This window comes from Henriciella sp. (assembly GCF_049649345.1).
Lineage (GTDB): Bacteria > Pseudomonadota > Alphaproteobacteria > Caulobacterales > Hyphomonadaceae > Henriciella.
Window position 1 is genome coordinate 1 of record NZ_JBARZC010000132.1, and the last position, 1,780, is coordinate 1,780.

Here is a 1,780-nt window from a genome sequence, read left to right on the forward strand (position 1 = left end):
GCTCCAGAAGAAGACCTATGAACGGTTCGGCCTCAACCAGAGACAGATCGATCTCATCGCCGAGGCGACCCCGAAACAGGACTATTATTTCCAGTCTCCGGATGGCGCGCGTGTCTTCGATCTTGGCCTCGGTCCGATCGGCTTGGCGATCTGCGGCTCGTCCGATCCTACCAGCCAGGCGCTGATTGACAGACTATGCGACGAGATCCCACCGCACGATTTCGCGCAAGCCTTCCTTGCCGCAAGAGACCTACGCTGGGCAGGAGATCTTCTTTCCCGCTGGCCCGGCCATGGCTCGCCTGTCGCGCTCGCCGCAGAATGACCTGCCTGCATGATCAAGCCACCCCAGGGTCGACCGCTCCATTACCTCACCCATCACAAGATATCCCTTGAACATTTACCGGCATTTCTGTATTTTGCCGGTAAATGACGATTTCAGAACTGCCTCTAATTATCCAGACCAGCTACGCCGAGCTAATTGATCAGCTGCGAGTCCATGCTGCGTCGAACTTCCCGGAAGGCTCCACTTTCAGGATGCGAAGGATTTCAGGCAAGGCCTATTGGTACGTCCAGGAGCCGACCGGCCCAACAGGCCGGCCGCCCGAGCGCTATCTCGGCGTCGACACGCCCGAACGCCGAGAGGCAATTGAAGAGGGCCGACGAGCCAAGGCCGATGCTGATGGCCGCAAAGCCATTATACGAGCTTTAAAAGCCGCTGGCCTGCCAGAACCGGATGGCCTGACCAGCGCCGTCATAGACGCTCTCGCCGCAGCCGGCGTGTTTCGGCTGCGCGGTGTCCTCGTCGGCACTGTCGCATTTCAGACCTATGCCGGATTGCTTGGCGTAAGGCTCCCCGGCACCGCAATCCGCACCGGCGATGTCGACCTCGCTCAGGACTATGGCGTCTCCGTGGCGGTCAAAGAATCGATCGATGCGCCGCTGCTGGAGGTCCTGAAGTCTGTCGATCAGGACTTTCGGCCTGTTCCCTCGATCGCCGGGCCGAATGTCGTCTCGGCCTATACGCGTCCTGGAGGCTACCGGGTCGATGTCCTGACGACAAACCGCGGCGCCGAGCGCGACGACCCGGTCAACTTGCCAAGTCTGAAAACAGACGCCGTCGCCCTCCGCTTCCTCGACTACCTTTTGCGAGATACGGTCGAAGCAGCGGTGCTCTCGCGCTTCGGCACGCTCGTCAACGTGCCAGCGCCGGAGCGGTATGCCGTCCACAAGCTCATCGTTTCGACCCTGCGCAAGGAATCGGGAGAAAGCGCCGCCAAGGCAGACAAGGATATCGCCCAGGCCGGTCTCCTGATCGATGCTCTGTTCGCCAAGCGCCGCAAGGCAGATCTGGAGGATGTTCTCCTCGAAGCCGTTGAGCGTGGACCAGGCTGGCGCAGCCGTCTGGAAACGGCATCAGAGCGTTTGAACAACGATCAAAAAGAGCCGTTCACGGAAATACTGAGCAAGACCGTTTCCGGATAGCGCCAACCGGACTCCTGATTGAGCAGGCGTAGCGCACGATCAGGCCGATCATTGCTGGCATAGTTAATCCCCCCACCAAGCGCTGGGCGGGTTTCGCTCTTTCGCCCCTGTCTGCATTAGCCTGTCTCAATTGCGACAGCGTCGAACTTCCGCGAACAGGCCCAATTCCGGAAACTGAGAAGCAAGCGGCGAACACTGGTTCGTCTCCAACCTTGGCAACTGAGATCGATGGTCCGGCTCATGAAACCCCTTCTCTGTTCGACAGCCCTGGCGTGCGCCCTGGCCAGCCCTGTTCTTG

The 1,780-nt window shown here is 60.0% G+C and carries 1 protein-coding gene and 1 pseudogene; both read left to right on the plus strand.

Annotated features, from left to right (window positions below; all coding sequences use genetic code 11):
- Window positions 1-322: pseudogene (locus tag WA989_RS03260) on the plus strand (conjugal transfer protein TrbE); the annotation flags it as partial.
- Between the two features lie 104 nt (window positions 323-426).
- On the plus strand, window positions 427-1,482 hold the full coding sequence (locus WA989_RS03265) for a nucleotidyltransferase family protein (protein WP_424339091.1): 1,056 nt from the start codon (window positions 427-429) through the stop codon (window positions 1,480-1,482).
- Window positions 1,483-1,780: the final 298 nt, after the last annotated feature.